This is a genomic window from Caballeronia humi (assembly GCF_001544475.1).
Lineage (GTDB): Bacteria > Pseudomonadota > Gammaproteobacteria > Burkholderiales > Burkholderiaceae > Caballeronia > Caballeronia humi.
Map to the genome: position 1 here is coordinate 1 of NZ_FCNW02000005.1, position 18,084 is coordinate 18,084.

The 18,084-nt window shown below is 63.9% G+C and carries 22 protein-coding genes; 6 read left to right on the top strand and 16 right to left on the bottom strand.

Annotation, left to right across the window (positions count from 1 at the left end; genetic code table 11):
- Nucleotides 1–189: 189 nt before the first annotated feature.
- Together uraH and AWB65_RS07615 are read right to left on the bottom strand one after the other, a co-directional pair.
- Entirely contained in the window at nt 190–711 is a 522-nt protein-coding gene (gene uraH, locus AWB65_RS07610; RefSeq protein WP_087666576.1) for a hydroxyisourate hydrolase, read from the bottom strand.
- Nucleotide 712: 1 nt separating this feature from the next.
- Nucleotides 713–2,065 (bottom strand): MFS transporter, encoded by a 1,353-nt coding sequence (locus tag AWB65_RS07615; protein ID WP_087666577.1) that lies wholly within the window; start codon nt 2,063–2,065, stop codon nt 713–715.
- Nucleotides 2,066–2,400: 335 nt separating this feature from the next.
- Here AWB65_RS07615 and AWB65_RS07620 point away from each other — a divergent pair, with 335 nt between their 5' ends.
- Complete coding sequence (locus AWB65_RS07620; protein WP_087666578.1) at nt 2,401–3,348, top strand: LysR family transcriptional regulator; 948 nt, start codon at nt 2,401–2,403, stop codon at nt 3,346–3,348.
- 128 nt (nt 3,349–3,476) lie between these two features.
- Nucleotides 3,477–4,022 (top strand): 2-oxo-4-hydroxy-4-carboxy-5-ureidoimidazoline decarboxylase, encoded by a 546-nt coding sequence (gene uraD / locus AWB65_RS07625; RefSeq protein WP_087666579.1) that lies wholly within the window; start codon nt 3,477–3,479, stop codon nt 4,020–4,022.
- A gap of 8 nt (nt 4,023–4,030) precedes the next feature.
- Here uraD and AWB65_RS07630 read toward each other — a convergent pair whose 3' ends face one another.
- From AWB65_RS07630 to AWB65_RS07685, 14 genes are all read right to left on the bottom strand, one after another.
- A complete protein-coding gene (locus tag AWB65_RS07630; RefSeq protein ID WP_087666580.1) occupies nt 4,031–4,795 on the bottom strand; it encodes a bestrophin-like domain in 765 nt (254 codons plus the stop codon).
- Nucleotides 4,796–4,872: 77 nt separating this feature from the next.
- Nucleotides 4,873–5,730, bottom strand: a complete 858-nt coding sequence (locus AWB65_RS07635) for a PA4780 family RIO1-like protein kinase (protein WP_087666581.1) — start codon at nt 5,728–5,730, stop codon at nt 4,873–4,875.
- Nucleotides 5,731–5,869: 139 nt separating this feature from the next.
- Complete coding sequence (locus AWB65_RS36265; protein ID WP_159907547.1) at nt 5,870–6,034, bottom strand: hypothetical protein; 165 nt, start codon at nt 6,032–6,034, stop codon at nt 5,870–5,872.
- 40 nt (nt 6,035–6,074) lie between these two features.
- Nucleotides 6,075–6,374: a hypothetical protein gene (locus AWB65_RS07640; RefSeq protein WP_087666582.1), complete on the bottom strand. Its 300-nt coding sequence runs from the start codon at nt 6,372–6,374 to the stop codon at nt 6,075–6,077.
- Nucleotides 6,371–6,862 carry a hypothetical protein gene (locus tag AWB65_RS07645; RefSeq protein ID WP_087666583.1) on the bottom strand — a complete coding sequence of 164 codons (492 nt, stop codon included), beginning with the start codon at nt 6,860–6,862 and terminating at the stop codon, nt 6,371–6,373. Before AWB65_RS07645 ends, AWB65_RS07640 begins: the two co-directional genes overlap by 4 nt.
- Nucleotides 6,849–7,268, bottom strand: a complete 420-nt coding sequence (locus AWB65_RS07650) for a VOC family protein (protein WP_087666584.1) — start codon at nt 7,266–7,268, stop codon at nt 6,849–6,851. Before AWB65_RS07650 ends, AWB65_RS07645 begins: the two co-directional genes overlap by 14 nt.
- A gap of 8 nt (nt 7,269–7,276) precedes the next feature.
- Nucleotides 7,277–7,438 carry a hypothetical protein gene (locus AWB65_RS36270; RefSeq protein ID WP_159907550.1) on the bottom strand — a complete coding sequence of 54 codons (162 nt, stop codon included), beginning with the start codon at nt 7,436–7,438 and terminating at the stop codon, nt 7,277–7,279.
- A gap of 25 nt (nt 7,439–7,463) precedes the next feature.
- A complete protein-coding gene (locus tag AWB65_RS07655; RefSeq protein WP_087666585.1) occupies nt 7,464–7,634 on the bottom strand; it encodes a DUF3563 family protein in 171 nt (56 codons plus the stop codon).
- Between the two features lie 149 nt (nt 7,635–7,783).
- On the bottom strand, nt 7,784–8,467 hold the full coding sequence (locus AWB65_RS07660) for a response regulator transcription factor (protein ID WP_087666586.1): 684 nt from the start codon (nt 8,465–8,467) through the stop codon (nt 7,784–7,786).
- Nucleotides 8,468–8,528: 61 nt separating this feature from the next.
- Nucleotides 8,529–9,854 (bottom strand): sensor histidine kinase, encoded by a 1,326-nt coding sequence (locus tag AWB65_RS07665; RefSeq protein WP_087666795.1) that lies wholly within the window; start codon nt 9,852–9,854, stop codon nt 8,529–8,531.
- 47 nt (nt 9,855–9,901) lie between these two features.
- The gene (locus AWB65_RS07670; protein WP_159907552.1) at nt 9,902–10,387 is read right to left on the bottom strand and encodes a Spy/CpxP family protein refolding chaperone; all 486 of its coding nucleotides are present in this window, start codon (nt 10,385–10,387) and stop codon (nt 9,902–9,904) included.
- Nucleotides 10,388–10,486: 99 nt separating this feature from the next.
- Nucleotides 10,487–12,241: an FAD-dependent oxidoreductase gene (locus AWB65_RS07675; RefSeq protein WP_087666796.1), complete on the bottom strand. Its 1,755-nt coding sequence runs from the start codon at nt 12,239–12,241 to the stop codon at nt 10,487–10,489.
- A 20-nt stretch (nt 12,242–12,261) separates the two neighbouring features.
- Nucleotides 12,262–13,293, bottom strand: a complete 1,032-nt coding sequence (locus AWB65_RS07680; RefSeq protein WP_087666588.1) for a Gfo/Idh/MocA family protein — start codon at nt 13,291–13,293, stop codon at nt 12,262–12,264.
- The gene (locus AWB65_RS07685) at nt 13,290–14,186 is read right to left on the bottom strand and encodes an NAD-dependent epimerase/dehydratase family protein (RefSeq protein WP_087666589.1); all 897 of its coding nucleotides are present in this window, start codon (nt 14,184–14,186) and stop codon (nt 13,290–13,292) included. The genes AWB65_RS07680 and AWB65_RS07685 overlap by 4 nt, the downstream gene beginning before the upstream one ends.
- A gap of 125 nt (nt 14,187–14,311) precedes the next feature.
- On the opposite strand from AWB65_RS07685, the gene AWB65_RS07690 reads away from it, so the two are divergent.
- The 4 genes from AWB65_RS07690 to AWB65_RS07705 all read left to right on the top strand — a co-directional run bounded on the left by AWB65_RS07690 (nt 14,312) and on the right by AWB65_RS07705 (nt 18,053).
- Entirely contained in the window at nt 14,312–14,923 is a 612-nt protein-coding gene (locus AWB65_RS07690; protein WP_087666590.1) for an NIPSNAP family protein, read from the top strand.
- 11 nt (nt 14,924–14,934) lie between these two features.
- Nucleotides 14,935–15,765 carry a sugar phosphate isomerase/epimerase family protein gene (locus AWB65_RS07695; protein ID WP_087666591.1) on the top strand — a complete coding sequence of 277 codons (831 nt, stop codon included), beginning with the start codon at nt 14,935–14,937 and terminating at the stop codon, nt 15,763–15,765.
- 30 nt (nt 15,766–15,795) lie between these two features.
- Nucleotides 15,796–16,587: an IclR family transcriptional regulator gene (locus tag AWB65_RS07700; RefSeq protein WP_087666592.1), complete on the top strand. Its 792-nt coding sequence runs from the start codon at nt 15,796–15,798 to the stop codon at nt 16,585–16,587.
- 167 nt (nt 16,588–16,754) lie between these two features.
- Nucleotides 16,755–18,053, top strand: coding sequence for an ABC transporter substrate-binding protein (locus tag AWB65_RS07705; protein WP_087666593.1), 1,299 nt, complete (start codon nt 16,755–16,757; stop codon nt 18,051–18,053).
- Nucleotides 18,054–18,084 lie beyond the last annotated feature (31 nt).

Consider the following 18,084-nt stretch of genomic DNA (forward strand, 5'->3'; position numbering starts at 1 on the left):
TACTGCGGTCCCATGCAAAGCGGTCGACCGGAGTTAGCGCTTCAGCGCTTACTGCGGTCCCATGCAAAGCGGTCGACCGGAGTTAGCGCTTCAGCGCTTACTGCGGTCCCATGCAAAGCGGTCGACGAGAGTTAGCGCTTTACCGCTTACTTTCGTCCCATGCAAGTGGTTGCTAAAACGCGCGGCGGGTCAGCTGCCGCGATAGTAGTTGTAGCTCCACGGTCCGAACAGCACGGGCAAGTGGATGCGCTGAGTGATGTCCGTCACGCGAAAGCGCAGCGGAATCGTCGAGAGAAAGAGCGGCTGCGGCAGGCTGGCCTTGCGCGCGGTGAAGTATTCATCGACGTGCAGCAGCAGTTCATACGTGCCGGCGCGGTACGCGTCGCCTTCGAGGAGCGGCGGTTCGCTGCGTCCGCTCGCGGCGAGCGTCACGGTCTGCAGATGCCGCGACCGGCCCTCCTCGATGCGAAACATCTCCACGCGCATGCCGGCGGCCGGCGTGCCGTGCCAGGTGTCGAGCGCGTGCATCGTGAGGCGCGGGCTGAGGCCGTCCTGCTGCACGGGGCCCGTGGTCTGGTTGGGGACGGTGCCCGCTTGCTCACCGGCCGCCTGCGCGCCGCCGGCGAGCAGAAGTCCGCCGCCGAGCGCGACCGATTGCAGGGCAAAGCGGCGACGGCTCGCGTCGACGGAAGTCGGGTCGTTGTTGCGCATATCAGGCTCCTTGCTTGTTGCCGAGATTGCGAATGCCGATGAGCACCAGCACCGCAGCCAGGATCTCGATGACGGCCACCATATACAGGCCCGTCGTGACCTTGCCGGTTGCGTTCTTGATCAGACCCATCACGTATGGCGCGCCGAAACCCGCGAGGTTCGAGACGGAGTTGATCAGCGCGACGCCCACGGCCGCGGCACTGCCGGCGAGGTAACGGTTCGGCAATTGCCAGAACACGGGAATCGCGCTCATGGTGCCGACGAGCGCCACCGTCATCGCAAGCAGCGCGACGACCGGCGAGAGCGCCTGCACGCCCATCAGCACGGCGAGCGCCGCCATCGATACGCCGCCGATGATCGCCGGGCCGCTGAAGTGCCAGCGCACTTCGTTACGGCGATCGGAGCGCGCGCCGTTCACGATCATGCCGACGGCGCCGCACAGATACGCGACCGCCGCGATCCAGCCGACGGCGATCGGGGAGATGAAGCCGACGTCCTTGATGATGGTCGGGATCCAGAAGGTCAGCGTGGAGTTGGCGCACAGCAGACAGAAGAAGATCGCGATCAGGAGCCACACCTTGCGGTTCGTGAGGAGCCCGCGCCAGTCGTGGCCGCGCTCGCCCATCGCAGCGCTGTCGCGGCGCAGGGCGTCCTGCACGACGCGCTTTTCGTCGTCGGTGAGCCAGCGGGCCTGCTCCGGCTTGTCGGTCATGTAAAACCACGCGAAGATGCCGGCCAGCACGGACGGGATGCCTTCGAGGATGAACAGCCACTGCCAGCCGTGCATGCCGTGAAAGCCGCCCATCGACGTCATGATCCAGCCCGCGAGCGGCCCGCCGAGCACACCGGCAATGGCGGACGCCGACATGAACGTGCCGAACGCCCTGGCGCGCCGCTGCGACGGATACCAGTACGTGAGATAGAGGATCACGCCCGGATAGAACCCGGCCTCGAACGCGCCGAGCAAAAAGCGCAGGAGGTAGAACTGCGTTGGCGTGGAGACGGTGGTCTGAAGCATGCAGATCACGCCCCAGCAGATGGTGATGCGCATGATCGTCTTCTTCGCGCCGATCTTCTGCAGCAGCATGTTCGACGGCACTTCGAAGAAGAAGTAGCCGAGAAAGAAGATACCGGCGCCGAGGCCGTAGACGGCTTCGGAGAAGTGCAGCGAGTCCAGCATTTGCAGCTTGGCGAAGCCGATGTTGACGCGGTCGAGCCACGCCAGCACCCACAGCACGCCGAGGAACGGCAGCAGGCGCCAGGAAACCTTGCGATAGGCGCTGGCTTCAGCGCTTGCGACCGCACTGTTTGCCTCGTCGGCGAATGCCGGCATGGCCTGTTTGATGATCGACATGGTGTCTCCTTTCCAGTCGGTTGACGTTGCGCGGCCGGTCCCCGGGAAGGTGGGCGGCGGCCGTGTGTTCGGTTGGAAGCAAGTATAGGAATGCGCCGCCAATTGGGAACGGCGGGGGAGTGAATAAGGCCCATAGCAACGCATGTATGGGTGCGAGAGCCTTATTCGAAAAGGGTTTGCGGGACTGGCAGGCCGACCTATGATTTACCCTTGAGCCACTTGACCATGCCCCGGATCGGTGCAAATTTGACACTTTTGTACGGATTTGACCCCGTTGCTCTGCGCGGCGCAACACGTTAAAACATCGTCATCCACCTTACGTGCCCAGGCCCGCCATGAATCGCGCCGACGATCCGTTCGATACCTACCTGCTGCGCGTGTTGTGCACCGTGATTGCCGAGCGCAGCGTGTCGCGCACGGCGGTTCGGATGAACCAGTCGCAGCCGGCCATCAGCAGTGCGTTGAAGCGCCTGCGCGACATCTTCAACGACCCGCTTCTCACGCGCGAAAAGAACGTGATGGTGCCCACCGAGCGCGCGCTACAACTGGCGCGCAGCGCTCAGGACGCCCTCAGCGCGCTGGACAACCTGCTCGTATCGGACGACCGGTTCGATCCCGCCACCACCGAGCAGAGCTTTACCGTCGGCATGCCCGACTATCTGGCGCCGCCGTTTTTCGCGGCCGTGGTGCGCGAATTCCGCCGCGCCGCGCCGCGCGCGAGGCTCTCGGCGGTGCCGCTGAGCGCGACGTTCAATTACGAGCAGGCGCTGTCGGAGGGCTCGCCTGATATCGTTATCGGAAACTGGCCGAATCCGCCGGAGCATCTGCATCTGTCGGTGCTGCTGGAGGACGACGTCGTCTGCGTCGTGGCGGAGGAGAGCGTCCATGCGCAGCCGGGCAAGTTCACGGCGGAGACGTATCTGGGCGCATCGCACATCGTGCCGACACCGTATTCGCGCGACCAGCGCGGCGTCGTCGATACGGGACTCAGCACCATGCGCGTGCATCGCGACAACCGCATCAGTTGCCCTTACTTCAACCTCGCGCCGAGCCTCATTCCGGGCACCGACCTGATCCTCACGACCGGCCGCCACTTTGCCAACTACCACGCGCAATATTTGCCGGTGGCGGTGCTCGATCCGCCGATCGACTTTCCGTTCATGCGTTTCTATCAGCTTTGGCATCCGTCGCGGCATCGGTCGGCGTCGCACATCTGGCTGCGCGGCATGCTGACAGCGGCCGCGCAGGAATTGCGCAACCTGCGCGACATGAAGCGGCGCTAGCTGTATCGCGTTCTCTTATGTAGTTTATAGAATCGCGGACCTCGCCGCTGCCGCGCGTGCTTTCTATACTCGGCCCGTATTCATCACCACGCCCGGCGGTTACCGCGGGCCTTACGGGAGAGCAGCCCATGTCACAGTCGATCGATCTCGCGCCAGTCAACGCGCTGGACCAGACGGCCTTCGTACGCACGTTCGGCAGCGTATTCGAGCATTTTCCGCAGGCGGCGGACGGCGCGTGGCCGCGCCGGCCGTTTGCTTCAGCGCGTGCCCTGCACGACGCGATGATGGATGTGATCCGCAATCTCGATGCGCAGGCCCAATGCGATTTTCTGAACCTGCATCCGCTCTTGTCCGGCGCGAACATCCGCGCGGGCACGATGACGGCGGATTCGAACGCGGAGCAGAAGAGTGCTGGACTCGACGCGATGACGGCCCAGCAGGAAGCGACACTCGAGCGGCAGAACGCGGCCTATCTGGAGCGGCATGGTTTCCCGTTCATCATCTGCGTGCGGCATTACACGCGCGAAGGCATCTTCGCCGCGCTCGAACGGAGACTCGACCGCGCGACGCATCAGGAAATCGACGAAGCGCTGGCGCAGATCGCAGCGATCACACGCGGGCGGTTAAATGAGCGCTTGGGTGCGCTGGAGCGATTGACGGTGAGCGTTACCTGAGGCGATCTCTATTGCCGCGGTATCGACTGAGCCAGCCCGATGAGATTCTGCGGCGCGACGCGGATCAACCCGCCGCGCGGGCTGTCGATATCGGCGATGAGCATGAACGATACCGAGCCGATCACGGGCATCAGCAACAGGAACGCCTTGCGCGATTTGACGCTGCGCGAGCCATATCCCACGAGCGTGTTGCAGAACACGCCGACCAGGATCATCAGCATCCACGCGGCCACGGGAATCCGGTTCCACCACGCCGCCTGCGTATAGCCCTGCGTGTTCAGCACATCGTTCATGCCGGAGACGGCGAGCGCCGTGACGGGTGTCGGCTGGACGATCGCGGCAGCTTTCACCGCCGCCCACAAATCGGCTTCGAGTTGTTCGGTCGCTTGGTTGATGGGGCTGAGTTGCGCTTCGTCGTGCGTCTGATAGTAGAGCACGCGCTGGTCGAGATATTTGATGAGGAGCGCGCGGGTGAGGGCAGCCTGAGGCCCCGGCAAAAGCTCCGCTCGAAGAAACTCGGTGCCGATCGCGTTGGCTTCTTCTTCCTCGTAGGCTTTCCGCTGATCGTACCTCCCGACCGACATCGACAGCGTAAAGCCGATCATCAACGCGAGTAGCGTCAGGCTGGCGCCTTGAATGATGCCGAAATCTTCGCGCGCTTCGGCATCGAGCGGACGCCTTCGCTTGAGCGCGACACCCGCCCATGCTCCCAGCGACATCAGCACGAAGGAGATGACGAAAATCTCGAAGGGGTGATTCATCGTCTGGGTCATGCTTCGGTGCCTCCAGAGCGGAAGAGCGAATGATCCCCGAAAGTATAGATTCCGCTTGGGCGAAGCATCGACCGAAATCAACCGCCCGCGATCGACTCCTGCTCCCGCCGTACTCGCGCTTCCTCCTCGAAACGCGTCTCTTCGATTTCCAGCAGTACGCTATCGAGATCGACGGGACGCGTATCGATTTCGATCACCCCGGTCAATTCGACATCGACGTGCAGCCCGCCCGCTTCGAACAGCCGCCAGATCTCCGTGCCGTAGTCGGCGGAAAAAAGCTGTGGCGCGAAGCGTCCGAAATACGCGGCGAGGTTGTCGACGTCGCGCTTGAGCATCGACGCGGCTTCGTTGTTGCCGGCCGCATCGACGGCTTGCGGCAAGTCGATGATCACCGGCCCGCCCGCCGCCAGCAGAATGTTGTACTCGGAGAGATCGCCGTGAATCACGCCCGCGCAGAGCATCCGGACCACCTGATTGAGCAGCATCGCGTGCAGTTCAAGGGCGTGCGCTTCGGTCAGATCGACGTCGTTCAGCCGCGGGGCGACGTCGCCCGCTGCGTCGACGACCAGTTCCATCAACAGCACGCCATCGGTGCAGATGTACGGCTGCGGTACGCGAACGCCTGCGTTGGCGAGACGGAACAGCGCATCGACTTCGGCGTTCTGCCAGACCTCTTCCTGCATCTGGCGGCCGTAGCGCGAGCCTTTTTCCATCGCGCGCGCCTGACGGCTGTTCTTGACCTTGCGACCGTCGCGATACGACGCCGCTTGCCGGAAACTACGCTGCTTCGCGTCCTTGTAGACCTTGGCGCAGCGCGTCGAATCGCCGCTGCGCACCACGTAGACGGTGGCTTCCTTGCCGCTCATCAACTGACCGATGACTTCGTCGATGAGACCTTCGTCGAGCAGCGGTGCAAGCCGTTTTGGCGTTTTCATCGGACCGCCAGATGCGGTTCGACGTGCGCGAGGGTTGATGTGTCCGCGATCAGCCGGGCGGGCGCTGCGCGTTGGAGTACTGCGTGGAAATAGGAGGAATTCATCCACCAAGTATACAGGGCCGGGGAAATCGCGCCTCTTACGCATCCCGACGCACAAGGGGACGCTGTGTACGGTCGATGGCGAAAGGCGTCGTCGTGTGCTGCACGACCGCCTGTTGCGCGGGCCGCGTCGGAGCGATATGAGCGAAAGCAAGCGCAGCGGTCAACGCGACGGCCAGAAGCGAAATAGTGATGGCGTTCATTTCAGCACCTCGATGAGTAAATATCAGACGAAAGAGCGTTTCAATCAGTGATCGTCGGTGATTCGCCGGTCACCGGCGCGGCGTGCCCGGTCAAGACCGAATAGCTCGACACGAGCGGCTCGGCGAACTTCGACGGCTGCTCTTCAGGCGGCAACTGCGCGGGGCCAAAACCGTTTGCGGCCTGATACACCGGCAGCGGAGGCGCCGCCTGAACCGAAGAATCGACCGGAAACACCGGCCCGCCCACGATGCCCACGCCAACGAACACATGCGCTTGCGCGGCCGTCACACAACCGGCGGTCAGGGCTGCTGCTACGAGGATTTTGCGGATTGCTTTCATGACTTTCTCCTATCGGGTTCGTTTGTCTTGCTGCATGACTGCAGTGTGCTCGCCGAAAATGAGGAAAGAATGAGGAGCCGGGCCTTGTCCGCGAGCGAGACGGAGCGGTGCGCGTGCTCGTCGGCGGCGCGCCACGCGGATTCCTCGGACAGACACGGCGTCGGCTTCGCATTGCTGCAACTCCAGTGGTGCCAGACGAAGAAATCCGCGCAACGCTCGTTGCCGCCGATCGAAGCGAGGTGATGCACCGAGTATCCGCACTCGATCAGCGATTCCTTGCGGACATCGTCGAGATTGAAGGCGATCAGGTAGCCGGCCACGTTGCGCACGACCGGTCCGCGAATCTGCAGGCCGCTTTCGCCGACGCTGCATAGCGTGGGCAGGCGGATGTCGTAGCGCCCGCCTCCGGTCGATTGCACGACTTCCACAGTGACGAAGTCGGTGCGGTAGCCGTATTGACGGGCAAGAAAGAACTCAGCGGTCCGCATGGGACTCTCCTTTGAAATAGATCGATGCCTGCTCGCCCGAGTGCGCCCGCGACCAGACCTGCTCGTCGCTGAGCGTGGTCTGGATCAGCTCGACCGGCATCCCGCCATCGACGATCACCGCGACGCGAAAGCCATCGATCGGTTCATACGGTCCGAGCACGACCTGCTTTCCGTCGATTGCGCGCGCCAAATCGTCGACCTTGAACGCGACGTGCGGCATCGTGCGCAGCACCGGATGCAGGATGCTGTCGGTATCGAAACGGTGGTACTGGATGCGCACGAGTTCGCTTTCGCTATCGCTCGTGTACATGCCGAAAACCGCGCTATAGCGTTCGCCGGGGTGTGACTCGGCAGTCGGCACGCCGAGATGGTGGAACTCGTAGGTGACGTCGTCGCGTTTGAACATGACGTTGCTCAGTAGCTTCCCGCCATTGGCAGGAGAAGGTAAGGCAGGAGGTCTTCGTAGCTCGGCGTATCGAACGACGCGGCTTGCGCGGCTTGCGTGGGTTTAGGCGCGTCAGCCATCGGCTCGACTTCAAGCACGCCAGTTGCCTGCAACGACGGATCGTTCTTCATGATTCACCCCGGAACGATGCACGAGTCAATGACGATCGCTGCCGGCGAGCCAGCCATCGCGCGTATCGTGATCGATCGCCTCCATGCGATGCTCCAGATCGGCGAGATCGGCGGACGCGGCCAGATAATCGTCGCGTTCGTGCTCAGCGGCGTTGTAACGGATGTTGTGGAGGACTTCGAGAAAGTGCGTGAACATGATGGACTCCGCTTCTTGAGTGGTTGTGCATCGATCGATAGTGAAACGATGCGGTTCCGACGGCCGTTGTGCCTTTGCTGGCACTAGTCGTTCGTCGACACTGGTAAGCGTAGTCGCGCTGAATGAGCGGAAAATGAGGGTGCTGCGGACTAACTCGATTTGTCGCTGGATGGTGCGCTGAGCATGACCGTCCACCCAAGGCCGCGCACGTTGCGGATCACGGAGTTGCCGAATTTCTTGCGCACGGAATGGATGAGCACATCCAGCGCATTGCTCTCGATTTCCTTGCCCCAGCCATAGAGCTTGTCTTCGAGCTGTTCGCGCGAGAAGATCGTGCCCGGCCGTTCGAGCAACGCGAGCATCAGCGCGAATTCACGCGCCGAGAGCGCGGCCGTCGTCCCCGAGCAGGTGAGCGTGCGCTCGTCGAGGTTGAGGTTGAGGGTGTCGTTGCCGAGACGCGAGACCGCGTAGCCCGCCTTCCGACGCAGCACCGCGCGAATCCGCGCGAGCAATTCGGGAACGTCGAATGGCTTGAGCACGTAGTCGTCGGCGCCGACGTCGAGGCCCTGCACGCGCGTTTCCAGATCGTCGCGCGCGGTGAGAATCACCACCGGCACCGCGTTGCCCGCCGCGCGCGCCTGCCGCAGCAGTTCGATGCCGGTCATGCCCGGCAGGCCCAGGTCGAGCAGCACGACGGTATAGCTCGCCGCCGCGATGGCCGTGCTGCCGGCGGTGCCGTCGCGCACCCAGTCGACGGCGTAGTCCGCATCCTTGAGCGCGCGCATCAGGCTCGTGCCGATCTGTACATCGTCTTCGATCAGAAGGATTCGCATGGTGTCCCCGTCTCGCCCCGCACACGCGCATTGTATGCGAGCCAATCAGGCGGCGCATGCGTCATGAGCGTGGTTCGGGATCGAGCGGCAGAGTGATCGTCGCGACGATGCCTGACGGCCCGTCGCTGCGGTTCCTGAGCGCTACCGCGCCGCCGTAGCGTTGCGCGACGGCCTTCACGATCGAGAGCCCCAGGCCGCTCCCTTCGATGTCGCGGTTCGCGCGAAAGAAGCGGTCGAACACGCGCGGCAGCAGGTCCTCGGCGATCCCCGGCCCGGTATCGACCACCTCGATGCACGCCATGCCCGCCTCGACGCGCAGGTAGAGATCGATCGTGCCGCCATCGGGCGTATAGCGCACCGCATTGCTGACGAGGTTGCGCACCGCCATGCCGACGTCGGTCTCGATGGCCCGGACGTGTGCGCTCACGATCGATTCCGCGCCGATGTCGAGGCCGCGTTGCAGCGCGATCGGCAGTACGTCGGCGACGGTCGCCCTCACGATATCCGCGAGATCGACGCGCTCGATCGCGGCGCCGCTCACCGGCGCATCGGCGCGCGCGAGGCGCAGCAACTGCGTGATCAGGCTTCCACTTCGCGCGATGCCGCCGCGCAATTCGCAAAAGCGCTCCTGATTGCTCGCGACGATGTCGCGCTGAAGGTTATCGGCCTGGAGCTGCAGCGCGGTGAGCGGCGTGCGCAGTTCGTGCGCGGCATCGGCGATGAACTTGCGCTCGGCTTCGATCGACCGCGCAAGACGCTCGATCATGTGATTGATCGAATGGATGAAGGGATCGAGTTCCGTCGGCACGCCAGCGGTGCGCAGCGGCTGGAGATGGCCTGCATCGATTGCCTGCACTTCGCGGCCGAGCCGGTTCAGATCGACGAGCGAGCGCCGCACCACAAGCCCGACGGCAATCCATACCAGCGGCAGCAGCACGAAAATCGGCCATAGCGTGCGGGTGGCAGTCGCTTCCTCGAGTTCTCGTCGCACCGAAAGACGTTGCGCGATCTGGATCGTCATCGCGGGGCCGCGCAGTGTGTAGATGCGCCATTCCTCGCCGTTGACCGCTGAAGTGGAAAAGCCCTGCGGCGCATTTTGCGGCAGCAATAGCGAGGGTTCGGTGGAGCGGAAAGGGGTGTCCTGGCCTGGCTTCCAAACGACGAGGACGATATCGCGCGCGTCCTGCGAGCCGCGCAGAGGCGTCTCCGGGATGCCTTCGGCGTAGCCGTCGCGCATGCGCTGGCCGACCTGTTCCATGCGCAGGTCGAGCAGCGCGCCCATGCCGTTCTTGCAGAGCTGATAGGAGCTCAGTCCCTGGAGCAAGCCGATGATGCTCACGAGCAGACCGAGCGCGACGACCAGTTGACTTCTCAGCGACTTGAACATCGGTGCACTCTTCGAACGAAGCGGGTAGTGCATTCTACGACGCCCGTTCAAAGCCCTGTGCGTGGATCGATCGGACGCGCGGCATGTTGCGCGATCTTCGCGAGTTCAGGACGCAGCGCGTTGCTGACGATGGTCTTCTGCGCGTCGTTCAGGCCGTGATAGAACGTGAGCCACGCTTTCGCCGACTTCTCCGGCAAGCCCGCATCCTGCTGCACGGCCTTCTCGTGCGCGGCATGCAGCGCAGACAAATCGAGGATCGGCTTGTCGAGCATGGCAGCGGTTTGCTGCTGCATCACGTCCGCGTTCATGCGCTCGGCGGCGTGGGATTCGCGCATCGCATCGAGCGCGGCCTGCCATTGAACCTCCTGGTTCGGGGCGAGGTTCAACTGGTCGTGTATCTGTTTCAGGTCGACGCGCTGGATCTGTTGCATCACAGCGGTCATCGGCGGTACGGATTGGGCAAACGCGGACCCCATGCCGACACTCAATCCGATGAAGGCGGCGGCTACGTAACGGGAAGTCTTGCTGAACATGATGTGCTCCTTGAAGTGACGCGGATCGCGCCGGTTTTTTAGGTGGCCGGGGTTTTCGCCTCGGCCGGAGTTCATGTAAAGCAGTCTAGGGGCGTTGTATTAGGGAAAAATGAGCGCGCTTTTCTTCGGGTGCGCGTTCTGCGGTTCGGCCGAGACCGAAGGATGTGCCGCGAACTTCGCAATCCGCCATCCAAATACGATGGCAGGCCCGAGCGTCGTACCCGGTCCCGGATAGGTGCCACGGAAGATCGACGCGAGATCGTTGCCGCACGCGAAGAGGCCCGGAATCACGTTGCCGTCGTTGTCGAGCACCTGTCCGTTTGCGTTGCCCGCGAGGCCCGCGCTGCACGCGAGATCGGCGGGCCAGACGGTGACGGCGTAGTAAGGTCCCGCGCCGATCGGCCGCAGACAGGGATTCGGCTTTTGCGCGGTGTCGCCGTTGAAACGGTTCATCGGACTCGATCCGCGATGAAACTCCGGGTCGACGCCCTGCGCCGCGTTGCGGTTGTACGCCTCGACCGTGCGTTCCAGTCCCTTCGCATCGACGTTCAGCTTGGCGGCCAGCGCAGCGAGTGTGTCGCCCTTGATCAGATAGCCCGCTTTCTCGAAGCTCGCGATGCGCGCCCGACTGCGTCCGCGCATGAGGAGGCCCAGGCCGTAGTCGCGAATGAACGCGGCATCGACGATCAGATGCGCCGGCACGCTGTCGGTGCGCAGCATGCCCATCACGAAGTCGTGATACGAATCCGACTCGTTGACGAAGCGTTCGCCACGGCTGTTCACCGCGATCAAGCCGGGCTTCGCGCGGTCGAGAATGATGTGCGGCCAGACGCCGTCGGGCTTGCCATTCTTGCGCAGGATCGAACAGGGCATCCAGAGGCCGGGGCTTTCGCAACCGTTGTCGAGCTTCGCGTTGAGTTCAAGCGCGCTTTTCACGCCGTCGCCGGTATGCGTTTCGGGCGAAAGCGACAACGGCTCCGCGCCCGCGGGAAACAACTGTTTGCGCAGCACCGGATTGCGCGTGATGCCACCGGTCGCGAGCACCACGCCGCGACGCGCGCCGATTCTTTTCTTCCCAGCGTTCTTCTGCTGCACCACGGCGCCCGTCACTTTGCCGTTCTCGATAACCAGTTCCACGAGCGGCGTCTCGAAGCGCACTTCGACGTTCTGCTTGCGCAGGCTGTAGAAGAGCCGCGCGGCGAGCGCGTTGCCCATGACGAGATGCGTGCCGCGTGGATAGCGCAGGCGGTCGAGCACATAGCGCCCCACGACGGCCAGCGTGCGCGAAAAATTCTTCGTCGATGCGAACGGCGCGAGCAGCGCATCGAGATCCGTGCGCGCCACCATCATCCCGCCGAGGCCCATGAATTCCGCACGCGGCGGCTTCACGCGGACGAATTCATCGCCGAGCAGACGCGCGTCGAACGCCACGGGCGCGAGCGCGCGTCCGCCGAACGCAGCGCCCGGACCGCTCACGTAATCCGGATGAGCCGCGGCCGCGACAAACTTCACGTCGCTGATGCGCTGCAGTTCATCGATCGCCTTCGGGCCGCTTTGCAGAAACGCCTCGCGCGCTTCATCGCCGCCACGATCGCCCACGACCGAGGCGAGAAAGCGCCGCGCATCGTCGATGCTGTCAGGCACGCCGTCGCGCACGCTGAGGCTCGTGCCCGGCACCCACGTCGTGCCGCCCGACGTCGACGTGATCCCGCCGACCGCATCGGTCTTTTCGCACACGAGTACCTTCAGCCGTTCGTGATGCGCCACGAGCGCCGCCGTCATGCCGCCCGCGCCGGCTCCGAACACCAGCAAGTCGACCTCTTCGTCCCAGCGTGCCTGATTGACTGCATCCATGATCTTCGTCGTCTCCTTCTTCATACCGATACCGGTGCTTTCGATGCCGCCGCGCGATGCACGGCGAATGTCGTCGCGAGGGTGCGCGTGGCGTCGTCGCCGGAACAGACCGGCTGTTCCTCGCCATCGATCACCGCGCAAAAATGCCGCAACTGCTCGTGATACGGATCGCCGCGATGCGGCGTGCTCTGCTCGACGGTCAGCGGGTCATGCCAGCCTTTGCCGCTGCGGTATTCCCACACTTCGAGCAGCGGCAGCGTAAGCGACGCATCCGTGCCGGTCAGGAAATGCGTGTTCACGTGCTGGCGCGGATAGTGCGCCGCCTCGCCCGCCGCGAGATCCCAGTTCCACGGCGACGCCGCGCAATCGGACACCGCCAGCGTTCCGAGCGCGCCGCTCGCGAAGCGCAGCAGCACGGCCGCCGTGTCTTCCACCTCGAAGCCGCGCACCGCATTCGACGTCACCGCCTGCACTTCGACCACTTCGCCGAGCAGGAACCGCATGATGTCGATGTCGTGGATCAGGTTGATCAACACCGGGCCGCCGCCTTTTTCTCGGCGCCACGTCATGTCGAAATAGCTGTCGGGCTTGTAGAAAGTGGCGAGCGCCATCGCCGCGACGGGCGTGCCGAGGCGTCCCAAGCGCACGATCTCGCGGGCGCGCCGCAGGATCGGATTGTGTCTGCGATGATGGCCGACGAGCAGCGGTACGCGCGCCTCGGACGCCGCGCGCGTCAGGTGCGCGGCCTGCTCGACGGTATCCGCGATCGGCTTTTCCATCAGCACCGCGATGCCCCGTTCGATGCACGCAAGCCCGACTGGAAGATGCGTCGCGTTTGGCGTCGCGACGATCGCGCCTTGCGGCTTCGTTTCGTCGAGCATCGCGGCGTAGTCCGCGAACCATCGAAGTCCTTCGGCACGCGCAAACGCTTCGGCGGCCGGCGACGGATCGGCGATCGCCACGATTTCGCAATCCGGATGCGAACGCGCGCGCTCCACGTGCATGCGCCCGATCGCGCCCGCGCCGATTACGGCAAGTTTCTTCTTGCTCATTCGTGTCCCCTATAGAACGCCACGGTCTGCTTCAATCCGTCTTCGAGCAATGTGTGCGGCAGACCCGGCAGCAGACGCGCGAGTTCTGGATCGGCGGGAAAAGAAGTCGCGATCGGCAACGGCGCGCCAGCCGCATCGATCCGCGCACCCGGCACGATCGAGCTGACGTGCTCGATGACCGTCCCGACCGAGGCAATCTCCCCCGCGAGCGTGAAAGCGTGCGCGCCTTCGACGCGAGCGAACAGCGCGGCTTCATAAGCGGCAGCGACATCGTCGGCGTAGACGAGCCCCGTCGATCCCGTGAACGGAATCGTGTACGGCTCGCCGCGCGCGGCCGCCCGGCAGGCGAGGCTCGGCCCCGCGCTTGATCCGCTCTCGCGTCCCGCGCCGTACACGACGAGCGGCCGAAAACCCACGCTCGCAATGCCGTGATCGTTCCAGTAAGCGCGCGCCGATCCCTCGCATGCGAGCTTGAACGCGCCGTAATGCGTCTGAGGAAAGGGCGCGACGCCGTCTTCGGGGCCGAAGACGCCCGCGCTGCTGGCGTAGAGCACGGCTCCGAGGCCCGCTGCGCGCGCCGCTTCGAACACGTTCAGCGTGCCGATCAGGTTGATCTGCGCGCCGCGCACCGGATCGGCGGCGCAGGCCGGCGTGAGCACGCCCGCGAGATGGATGACCGCGTCGCAACCGTTCATCGCTTGAACGACATCGCTCGCAGAGGAGATATCGCCGGCGCGCCATTCGACTTCGGCTGCGCGTTGCGGCGCAAGCTGTTCCAACACGTGCGTGTCCTCACGCACGTCGAACGCGCGTACTTTTACCTGCCGCGCCAGCAGCCGGCGCGTTACCCACGCGCCCAGGAAGCCGCTCCCGCCTGTTACCAGTACTTTCATCGTCGTCTCTCCGTCGTCTCGAAATCGCTTTGCAAATGTCGCTTTTGTGGAATAGTATTCCAACATCAAAGAATATTCCACAGCGATGTTGATTTTCTGATTCACGAACGACCAAGGACGACGTAATGACTCTCTACGACACAGTGACCCTCACCGTGAAGATCGGCGCCAACGCGCAGGTCTTCGAAAACATCAAGGCGAATGGCGACCGGTCCGGCGCGAAGCTGCTCGGCTGCTGGTACTCGGATATCGGCGCGCTCGGCAAGGTGATGGTGTTGCGCGGCTTCGAATCGGAAGCAGCGCTGATCGACGAACGCCGTCGCCTTTTGCTCGAAGGCAATCCGTTCGGCTGCGGCGAATACACGACCGATGTGAAGGTCGAAAGCTATGCGCTCTTTCCGTTCCTGCCGCCGATCGAGCCGGCGGAGCACGGCGGCATCTACGAGATGCGGGTCTACGGCACGAAACTCGCGAGCCTGCAGCACACGATCGACGCATGGGAAAACGCGGTGCCGGAGCGCACGAAGCGCTCGCCGCTGATTGGCGCAATGTATTCGCTCGACGGAACCGTGCCGCGTTTTCTCAACATCTGGCCGTACAAGAGTGTCGATGAACGCTCGCGCATTCGCGCCGAAGCCGTGAAGGACGGGATCTGGCCGCCTAAAGGCGGCCCGCAGCATCTGACGACGATGGAATCGACCATCTACGTTCCCGCGCCGTTCTCGCCGCTGCGCTGAAAGGAGCCGACATGTCACAGCAAAACCAGCGTCCGCTGTCGCTCTCCGCGCTGACGGCGCTCGAACTCACGCCGCCGCAGATGGTCGAGTGCGCAGCAGAGGCGGGCTACGAGTACGTCGGCTTGCGGCTGTTGCCCGCGACCGATCACGAAGCGCGCTACGACTTCACCGGCCATTCGTCGTGGAAGCGCGAGACGCTCGCGCGCCTGAAAGATACCGGCGTGCGCGTACTCGATACCGAGATTTTGCGTCTGAAGCCCGATACCGATGTCGCCGCCTACGAGCCGGTGCTCGAAGTCGCAGCGGAACTCGGCGCGAAGTATGTGCTCGTCGCGGGCAACGATCCCGACGAAGCGCGCACCGTCGACCGCCTCGCGCAGTTGTGCGACATCGCCGCGCCGCTCGGACTCTCGCCGTCGCTCGAACCGATGCCCTGGACCGACGCGAAGGACATCACGCAGGCGGCGCGCATCGTGAAGGCATCGGGGCGCAGGAACACGGGTCTCATCATCGATCCGATTCACTTCGACCGCGCGGGTTCGTCGCTCGATGAACTGCGCGATCTGCCGCGCGAATACTTCGGCTATCTGCAGTTCTGCGACGCGCCCGCCGAGCGTCCGACGGATCTCGAAACGCTGCTTTATCAGGCGCGCTGCGAGCGGATGATTCCAGGTGAGGGCGGGCTAAATCTCGCGGGCATCCTGCGCGCGTTGCCGGCGCACTTGCCGGTGAGCGTCGAAGTGCCGATGGACGGCTGGGCCAAGACGGCGAAGGCCGTCGAGCGCGCGCGACGGCTGCGTGAAGCGACGCTTGCGGTGATTGCGAAGGCTTACGCGGCATAAAGCGAGCGTCCTTATCGTGAGCGCTCGAAAATGACAGGCAATCTGACGCGGGCGCTGGCGATCATCGAATTGCTGGCGAAGCACGGCGGGCGCATGCAGCTCGCCGCCATCGCCGACACGCTCGACATTCCTCGCAGCGGCACACACCGGCTGTTGTCGATGCTGATCGACGAAGGCTTCGTGCGTCAGGATGCGGAGCATGGCGAATACGGCCTTGCGCTCAAGCTCGTTTCGCTCGCGCTGATCCATCTGTCGACGGGAGGGATTCTCGACGTCTCGCAACCGGTGCTCGACCGGCTCGCGGCGGCGTCGGGGGAACTGGCGCGGCTGGGGATCGTCGAGGGCGATCACCTCACATTCGTCGCCAAGGCGCAGGGCGCGCGCTCGGGCCTTCGCTACGACCCCGACATGGGCAGCCAGCCGCCGCTCTATTGCACCGCCAACGGACAGGCGTGGCTCGCGTCGCTTTCCGATGAAGAGGCGCTGGTGCGCGCGGGCGGGCTAGGCCGCAAGGGTCACGGTGGTCCGAACGCGCCAAGAACTGTCGCGCAACTTCTGCAGGACCTTCGAACCACCCGCCTGCGCGGTTACAGCATCGCGATCGAAACTCACGAGGCAGGCATGTCAGCGATGGCGGCATCGATTCGTCACGCGGTCTCGAAAGACGTCGTGGGCGTCGTAAGTCTCGCCGGGCCGACGACTCGATTACCCGAGTCGCGACTGGAAGCGCTCGCGCCCGCGTTGCTCGAAGCGGCGTCGGACATGAGCGCTGCGACGTTGAACTCGCCGTTCCTCAAACGCACACCTGTCGCGTTCATCTAGCGTCGCTTTTTTCTCGCTGCACCCATCACATCAACATCCATGAAAACCCTGCAACTCATTTTAATTATTGAACGCAGTTCCATCCTAGATTAGCATTCGTTAAAACTTGTATCGACTAGAGCATGACGAACGCCATCCACGAAAACCGGAACCAGGAGCGACGACAGATGAGCCAGAACCAAGGTGGGGACAAGAAGGACAACGGCAACACGGGCACGATGGGCGGCGGCATGACGCGTCGCGACTGGCTGACCACAGCGGGCAAGACGCTCGCGAGCGGGGCGGCGGTGATGTCCGCGCCCGCGTTCGTGCGCGCGCAGGGTGACCAGCCGCTCAAGGTCGGCCTCGTCATTGCGAAGCAGGGCGTGTGGACCGAGCAGGGCGAGATGATCGCGAACGGCGTGAAGCTCGCGCTCGCTGAAGCGGGCAACCAGGTGCGCGGACGTCGCATCGACCTCGTCTGGTACGACGAGCCCAATCCGCAATCGGCGCAGCAGAACATGCAGAAACTTGTCGACGAGGACAAGGTCGTCGCCGTGATCGGCGGCACGAACAGCGGCACGTCGCTCGCGATGGCATCGGTCGCGAATCGCACGAAAATGCCATACATCTCGCCCAATGCGGCCGCGCGCGAACTCACAGGCAGCAGTTGCAATCCGTACACGTTCCGCACGCTCGCGCCCACGCCAGTGACGTGCCGCGCGCTTGCGCCGTCGCTCTTGTCGAAGGGCAAGCGCTGGCACTTTCTCGTGGCGAACTACGCGTACGGACAGGACATCCAGCGCGCGATGTCAGATTTGCTGAAGCAGGCCGGCGGCACGATGACCGGCGCCGACGTCACGCCGCTCAACACCACCGACTTCAGCTCGTTCATCCTCAAGATTCGCCAGTCGAAGCCGGACGTCGTCGTGCTGGGCCTGCCGGGCGGCGATCTCTCCACCTTCCTCAAGCAGTACGCCGAGATGGGCATGAAGGGCACGATTCCGGTGGCTTGCCCGATCATCGGCGACTCGGACCTGTGGTCGATCAGCCCCGAAGCCGCGACCGGCTACTACGGCAAGCCGTGGCACTACAGCTCGCCGGGCCATACGCCGGCGGAAGTCGCGTTCATCAAGAGCTACACGGCAAAGTACGGCAAGCCGCCCGCCGACAAGGCATGGCTCGGCTGGTTCTCGACGCGCGGCCTCCTCGAAGGCATCAGGCAGGCGAAGAGCACGGGCGGCGCGGACATCGCGTCGAGCCTCGAAACCGTCAGGCTCGACGACGGCGCTGTTCCTGCGTACTTCCGCGCCTGGGACCACCAGATGGTGCGTAGCTGGACGGTGTTCAAGGTGAAGGACCGCATCACCGACAAGTGGGACTGGCTCGACAAGGTATCGCTCCTGCCGCAAAACCCCGCCGATGTCGATGCGCTTTATGGCACGCGCCAGGAAGTCGGCTGCACGATGGCCGCGCGCGCCGCCTGAAATCGACCCAACTGTAAGGCCGGAACAGGGA

Excerpts from the sequence above, each read along its gene's own strand:
- uraH (WP_087666576.1), bottom strand. The coding sequence starts at position 711 with ATGCGCAACAACGACCCGACTTCCGTCGACGCGAGCCGTCGCCGCTTT.
- AWB65_RS07615 (WP_087666577.1), bottom strand. The coding sequence starts at position 2,065 with ATGTCGATCATCAAACAGGCCATGCCGGCATTCGCCGACGAGGCAAAC.
- AWB65_RS07620 (WP_087666578.1), top strand. The coding sequence starts at position 2,401 with ATGAATCGCGCCGACGATCCGTTCGATACCTACCTGCTGCGCGTGTTG.
- uraD (WP_087666579.1), top strand. The coding sequence starts at position 3,477 with ATGTCACAGTCGATCGATCTCGCGCCAGTCAACGCGCTGGACCAGACG.
- AWB65_RS07630 (WP_087666580.1), bottom strand. The coding sequence starts at position 4,795 with ATGACCCAGACGATGAATCACCCCTTCGAGATTTTCGTCATCTCCTTC.
- AWB65_RS07635 (WP_087666581.1), bottom strand. The coding sequence starts at position 5,730 with ATGAAAACGCCAAAACGGCTTGCACCGCTGCTCGACGAAGGTCTCATC.
- AWB65_RS36265 (WP_159907547.1), bottom strand. The coding sequence starts at position 6,034 with ATGAACGCCATCACTATTTCGCTTCTGGCCGTCGCGTTGACCGCTGCG.
- AWB65_RS07640 (WP_087666582.1), bottom strand. The coding sequence starts at position 6,374 with ATGAAAGCAATCCGCAAAATCCTCGTAGCAGCAGCCCTGACCGCCGGT.
- AWB65_RS07645 (WP_087666583.1), bottom strand. The coding sequence starts at position 6,862 with ATGCGGACCGCTGAGTTCTTTCTTGCCCGTCAATACGGCTACCGCACC.
- AWB65_RS07650 (WP_087666584.1), bottom strand. The coding sequence starts at position 7,268 with ATGTTCAAACGCGACGACGTCACCTACGAGTTCCACCATCTCGGCGTG.
- AWB65_RS36270 (WP_159907550.1), bottom strand. The coding sequence starts at position 7,438 with ATGAAGAACGATCCGTCGTTGCAGGCAACTGGCGTGCTTGAAGTCGAG.
- AWB65_RS07655 (WP_087666585.1), bottom strand. The coding sequence starts at position 7,634 with ATGTTCACGCACTTTCTCGAAGTCCTCCACAACATCCGTTACAACGCC.
- AWB65_RS07660 (WP_087666586.1), bottom strand. The coding sequence starts at position 8,467 with ATGCGAATCCTTCTGATCGAAGACGATGTACAGATCGGCACGAGCCTG.
- AWB65_RS07665 (WP_087666795.1), bottom strand. The coding sequence starts at position 9,854 with ATGTTCAAGTCGCTGAGAAGTCAACTGGTCGTCGCGCTCGGTCTGCTC.
- AWB65_RS07670 (WP_159907552.1), bottom strand. The coding sequence starts at position 10,387 with ATGTTCAGCAAGACTTCCCGTTACGTAGCCGCCGCCTTCATCGGATTG.
- AWB65_RS07675 (WP_087666796.1), bottom strand. The coding sequence starts at position 12,241 with ATGGATGCAGTCAATCAGGCACGCTGGGACGAAGAGGTCGACTTGCTG.
- AWB65_RS07680 (WP_087666588.1), bottom strand. The coding sequence starts at position 13,293 with ATGAGCAAGAAGAAACTTGCCGTAATCGGCGCGGGCGCGATCGGGCGC.
- AWB65_RS07685 (WP_087666589.1), bottom strand. The coding sequence starts at position 14,186 with ATGAAAGTACTGGTAACAGGCGGGAGCGGCTTCCTGGGCGCGTGGGTA.
- AWB65_RS07690 (WP_087666590.1), top strand. The coding sequence starts at position 14,312 with ATGACTCTCTACGACACAGTGACCCTCACCGTGAAGATCGGCGCCAAC.
- AWB65_RS07695 (WP_087666591.1), top strand. The coding sequence starts at position 14,935 with ATGTCACAGCAAAACCAGCGTCCGCTGTCGCTCTCCGCGCTGACGGCG.
- AWB65_RS07700 (WP_087666592.1), top strand. The coding sequence starts at position 15,796 with ATGACAGGCAATCTGACGCGGGCGCTGGCGATCATCGAATTGCTGGCG.
- AWB65_RS07705 (WP_087666593.1), top strand. The coding sequence starts at position 16,755 with ATGAGCCAGAACCAAGGTGGGGACAAGAAGGACAACGGCAACACGGGC.